4 protein-coding genes are annotated in these 4,754 nt (G+C 64.0%); 2 read left to right on the top strand and 2 right to left on the bottom strand.

Features of this window, described 5'->3' with window-relative positions; genetic code table 11:
- Positions 1 to 393 precede the first annotated feature (393 nt).
- Both Q4F91_RS12855 and Q4F91_RS12860 read right to left on the bottom strand, forming a co-directional pair.
- Positions 394 to 819 carry a TIGR04076 family protein gene (locus tag Q4F91_RS12855; protein ID WP_303338128.1) on the bottom strand — a complete coding sequence of 142 codons (426 nt, stop codon included), beginning with the start codon at positions 817 to 819 and terminating at the stop codon, positions 394 to 396.
- Positions 820 to 1,008: 189 nt separating this feature from the next.
- Complete coding sequence (locus tag Q4F91_RS12860) at positions 1,009 to 2,154, bottom strand: MBL fold metallo-hydrolase (RefSeq protein WP_303338129.1); 1,146 nt, start codon at positions 2,152 to 2,154, stop codon at positions 1,009 to 1,011.
- A gap of 330 nt (positions 2,155 to 2,484) precedes the next feature.
- Here Q4F91_RS12860 and adk point away from each other — a divergent pair, with 330 nt between their 5' ends.
- On the top strand, positions 2,485 to 3,138 hold the full coding sequence (gene adk / locus Q4F91_RS12865; RefSeq protein ID WP_303338130.1) for an adenylate kinase: 654 nt from the start codon (positions 2,485 to 2,487) through the stop codon (positions 3,136 to 3,138).
- Positions 3,139 to 3,449: 311 nt separating this feature from the next.
- The gene (locus tag Q4F91_RS12870; RefSeq protein ID WP_303338131.1) at positions 3,450 to 4,670 is read left to right on the top strand and encodes a hypothetical protein; all 1,221 of its coding nucleotides are present in this window, start codon (positions 3,450 to 3,452) and stop codon (positions 4,668 to 4,670) included.
- The last annotated feature ends 84 nt before the right edge of the window (positions 4,671 to 4,754 follow it).

A 4,754-nucleotide genomic window follows, 5' to 3' on the forward strand; every position in this document is an offset into this window, starting at 1 on the left:
AAGCGGATCCCGCGTTTTTCTGCACCGCCCGGCATGACGGAAGCGTCGCCGTAAACAGGCAATGACCTAACTGATTGATTTCTCAGAAATAGCCAATGTCAGCCCATAGTTTCCCTGATGCAGAAAAGTCCACAACTATGGCTGAAAAGCGACAGACAGGCCCCTGCGCGCCTGGATTCCCCAGGCCGACGCCTGTCGTAAACAGGCGCGGGAATCACCTTTCTTCATCCAAATTGTCTTGTATATAAGACAACAATATGCAGTCCGGGAATTGTTTCCGTGACTGTTACATCTTCCAGTCTGGCGGCTGAACCGCCCTGCCTTTGAGCACAGCGGCCGCATTCCCCGTTGCAAGGAATGCGGCCGCCGCGCGTTCAGACCGGTGCATTTGTGTCAGTCCTCGATGCGCTCGAGCCTGAAGATCACCGGGCGCACGCCGTCATTGCAGCAGGTGATCATCATCCTCTCGTCATTGGTCCAGCCGCGCATGATCGAGCCGCCCTGGAGCGCGGCGTAGACGTACCTGCTGATCGCATCCCAGGCCTCCGAGCAGAAGCCCCCGTGGAGCATCTTCCAGAAACCCGTGCTGTCGACGACGAAGCTCTGACCTTCCCTGAAGAGACTGCAGGGGCCGACCTTCGGGTCGGCAAGGTACTGGTCAGCAAGCTCCTGGTTATATGTGCACTTCAGGACCGTGATCCGGCAGCGGTACGTCTTTGCGGCGGGAGCGGCGCTCACGGGCTTCTCGCCGGCGCCGCCGGCGTCCTCGCGGCCGGCCTCGGACATCGGGACAATCGGGATGGAACGGGTCTTCTGCATTTTCTTCTCCTGGAGGTCGGGCGGATTCCGCCCGCTGTGCGGACCTGCCGTCAGGCGACGGCAGACCGCGGGGTCTCTGGAGAAATGTAGTCACCGGAATGCCTCTCCCACAGGAGAGGCATCGGCAAAAGTCCGGCCGAACGCCGCAGATGCGCCGTTCAGGCGAGGAAACTGCCCGGCCGAGGTCCGTCAGGAGCGGACGATGAGCGCCGGATCCTGCCACCAGGGCGTGAAGGCGGCCCTGCGGGCCGGGTCAAGCGCCACCGCGTCGCCGATCCGGGGTGCGAGGAGCGGGAAGCCCATGCTGCGGGAGGCCGCGAAGGCGTTCTCGAGCGGCTCCTCCCAGGCGTGGCGGCTGATGCAGAACTTGGAGTTGTGCATCGCGAGGACGGACTTCGGCTGCAACACGCCCACGGTGCGGCGCCAGGCCTGCGGGAGCAGATGCACGCCGGGCCAGTCCTCGTTGTACTGGCCGTCCTCAAGGAGCGCGATGTCGATCGAGGGGAAGAGATCGCGGATCTTCGCGAAGTGCCCGCCCCAGCTCGTGTCGCCCGAGTGATAGAGGTTGAAGCCCCCGGCGGAGAGCATGAAGCCCGCCCAGAGGGTTTCGTTGCGCTTCATGCTACGGCCCGAGAAGTGCTGAGAAGGCAGCGCCGTGATCGTCATGCTCCCGACGTTGGTCGCCTCGAACCAGTCGAGCTCGGTGATGCGGTCGGGCTCCCACCCCCAGCGCTCGAGGTGAGCGCCCACCCCGAGCGGGCAAACCGCGCGGCGCACTTTTGCTTTGAGCGCCGTCACCGTCTCGCAGTCGAGATGGTCGTAGTGGTCGTGCGTGATGAGAAGCACGTCGGCCGCGGGGAGATCCTCCGTGCGGTAAATGTCCGCCCCGGCGAAGGGCTCGTAGAACCCGGGAAGGGGAAACGCCTGATGGAGCGCCGGGTCGATGAGAACCGAGACGCCAGCGAGCCTCACGAAGAAGCCCGAGTGACCGAGCCAGACGAGCGTGTCCTCGGGCGTCTCGGCGAGCCGGACACTGCCGTGCGGGATCGGGGCGGCTGGCTTTCTCGCCGGGTTGCTGTCAAAGAGAAAGCCGCCCATCACCTCAAGCGAGGAGCGGTTCTTCGGAGCCTCCACCATGGGCTCGAGGTTGTGGAAGACGCCGTCGGCCCAGTGGGGCGAGGCCATCATGCGGCGCAGACGCTCACCCTCGGGATGCGCGCCGAAGTCCGAGCGCGAAAGCACCGCGCCGCCCGCGGCGGCCGAGGCCGCGGCGAGGCCGAGGAAAGCGACGCCGCCGCGGATCAACCGCCTGCGGCCCGAAGAGATCTGAGTCATCAAAAGCCTCTTCCCGAAGAGAAGACCAAAGAGAAACCGGTTCAGTCTCTATTTTCACCGACCGGGCGAGAATAGACTTGCCCGAAACTGTCACAAAGCTGTCACATCTTTCTCAGAAAATTCAATCCTTCTCCTCCGCGGCAGGGAGCCGTGCCGCGTCTCACGCGCATCCCGCCTTCGGGGTGCGGTTTTTAGAATGCGGGGGAATCTGCCACCATCGCGGTAGAATTAAAGGATTCCGTTTTCTTCTTCACGGACGACCCCGCCTCCCCTCAGGGATGCGACGCGCCGCCCGCGTTCATGCACTTTTTTGAGTTAGGAGATCACCACATGCGTCTCATCCTCATCGGACCGCCGGGCGCCGGCAAGGGCACGCAGGCCAAGTTCATCTGCGAGAAGTTCGCGATCCCGCAGATCTCGACCGGCGACATGCTGCGCGCGGCCGTCAAGGCCGGCACCCCGCTCGGCATTGCCGCCAAGGCGGTGATGGACAAGGGCCAGCTCGTCTCCGACGACATCATCATCGGCCTCGTGCAGGAGCGTCTCCAGCAGCCCGACTGCGCGAACGGCGCCCTCTTCGACGGCTTCCCCCGCACGATCCCGCAGGCCCAGGCTCTGCGTGACGCCGGCGTTCCGATCGACTTCGTGCTCGAGATCAGCGTCCCGGACGCCGAGATCGTCGAGCGCATGTCGGGCCGCCGCGTGCATCCCGCCTCCGGCCGCACGTACCACACGAAGTACAACCCGCCGAAGGCCGAGGGCAAGGACGATGTGACGGGCGAACCGCTCGTGCAGCGTGACGACGACCGTGAGGAAGTCGTCCTCAAGCGCCTCAAGGTCTACCACGAGCAGACCGAGGCTCTCGTCGGCTTCTACGAGCAGCTCGCCGCCTCCGGCGCCGCGGATGCTCCGAAGTACCGCTCGATCTCGGGCCTCGGCTCGATCGACGCCATCACCGAGCGCGTCTTCGCCGCCCTCGCCTGATTCCGGCTCGACTGAAAAGCCCGAAGGGCTTTTCGTGACAAGGCCGCGCAACCCCTTCGAAGGGACTGCGCGGCTTTTCTTTGTATCCGTCCTGTTACCCGCAGGCACGGCGGGGGTGACTCCTGAAACCCGCTGGGGAGGCCTCCGGCAGGCTTTCCGCCCCGTTATTGGACGCGAAAGACACTGAAACACTTTTCCCGGAAGGCGACGGGGAAATAAGTAAAAATCTCTAGGTTTACTGTTTCTGCCTCACTTACCAGCCGTCCGCCGGCCCCGCCGGAAGGACGCCCGAACCCGACGGTGCCGCCTACATGCTGACCTCCAGACTATCCCGGATCCTCCTTCTCGCGGGCATGAGCACCGTTGCGCTCGGCTCCTCCATGATGCTCTCGGGGTGCTTTGCCACCACGCAGCCCCTCGCGAGCGCCGTCCCCGCGGACGAGGCGCCGCGCAAAAAGAGTGACGAACGCAAGCCCCGGCTTCTGCCGATGCCGACCTTGGACGCCTTCCGCGGCCACGGCATCTACTCCTTTGATGACGAGGTGCGCACGCAGCTCTTCATCAAGGACGCGATCGCCGTGAACGGCCGCTACGCGGTGCAGGAGAACTTCCCGCTCGGCACCCGCCACGGCTTCACCTGGGGCTCCGGCGCGGTGGCGCTGCTCAGGAACGGGCGCGTCATTGACGTCGAGCGCCCGAGCTTCCTCACGCTCAACAAGACCCGCGACGTGCTCTTCCAGTTCAAGGGGGGCGGTCAGAAACCCGTCGAGCTCAAGGTCGTGATCGTCGCCTATGACCTCGAGAACCAGCCGATCGGCCCGTACCTCGTCACGCGCCAGAAAACGCCGACGCCCACGGGCTACGTGATCGGCTCGAAGTACGTGTTCCCGAAGGGAGCGGTGGGCTACCGCACGATTCTCGAGATCGACCGTGATGAGGTGCTCGTGCCCACCCGCACGGCCTTCACGGGCAGCGCCAGGATCGAGGACTTCACCAAGCGCTTCACGCGCGAGATTCCCTACTGCCTGCGCTACATCCCCACGAGGAAAGCCGAGCCCCTGGGGCTCCGCTTCGACAAGCCCATCGTGAAGAAGACGAAGACCGTCCGCGGACGTGCCGAGGAAGTGGCGCAGTCGGGCAGCGTGCAGCTCTTCCCCGTGAAGAAGAACACGCTCTTCTGCGCGGCCGAGGGTTCCTCCGTGCTCGGCACCGCGAAGTGGGACCTGCGCTATGTGAACGGCACGCGACTGCTTGAATTCACATTCCCGAAGTCGATCGCCTCGAGCAACTTCGGCGTTCTCAGGGAACACCGCCATGCCCTCAAGCTCGCCTTCGCTGAGGAGGTGGCCGAGGAACGCGGCCGCACGGTGAGAAAGGTCCGCCCGGTCATCGTCTGGAAGGCGGGCGAGGAGATCGTCGACGCGCAGTGGCGCTTCAATGACATCGCCGCCGACGCGGTCTCGGACGCCATCGAGCGCACGGCGGACGCGCGCAAGGCCTGGCACGACGCGCATGACATGAAACGGAAGTGATCACCTAAATTTCATTAAAAAAGGCGACTTATTCAGTCGCCTTTTTTATTGATTATTAATTAATTACAAATTCGCCCCAAGTAC

Source organism: Sutterella sp., from assembly GCF_030539355.1.
Classification (GTDB): Bacteria; Pseudomonadota; Gammaproteobacteria; order Burkholderiales; family Burkholderiaceae_F; genus Sutterella.

What these genes read in the sequence shown, in the direction of transcription:
- Q4F91_RS12855 (WP_303338128.1), bottom strand. Translation starts at nt 819, where the DNA reads ATGCAGAAGACCCGTTCCATCCCGATTGTCCCGATGTCCGAGGCCGGC.
- Q4F91_RS12860 (WP_303338129.1), bottom strand. Translation starts at nt 2,154, where the DNA reads ATGACTCAGATCTCTTCGGGCCGCAGGCGGTTGATCCGCGGCGGCGTC.
- adk (WP_303338130.1), top strand. Translation starts at nt 2,485, where the DNA reads ATGCGTCTCATCCTCATCGGACCGCCGGGCGCCGGCAAGGGCACGCAG.
- Q4F91_RS12870 (WP_303338131.1), top strand. Translation starts at nt 3,450, where the DNA reads ATGCTGACCTCCAGACTATCCCGGATCCTCCTTCTCGCGGGCATGAGC.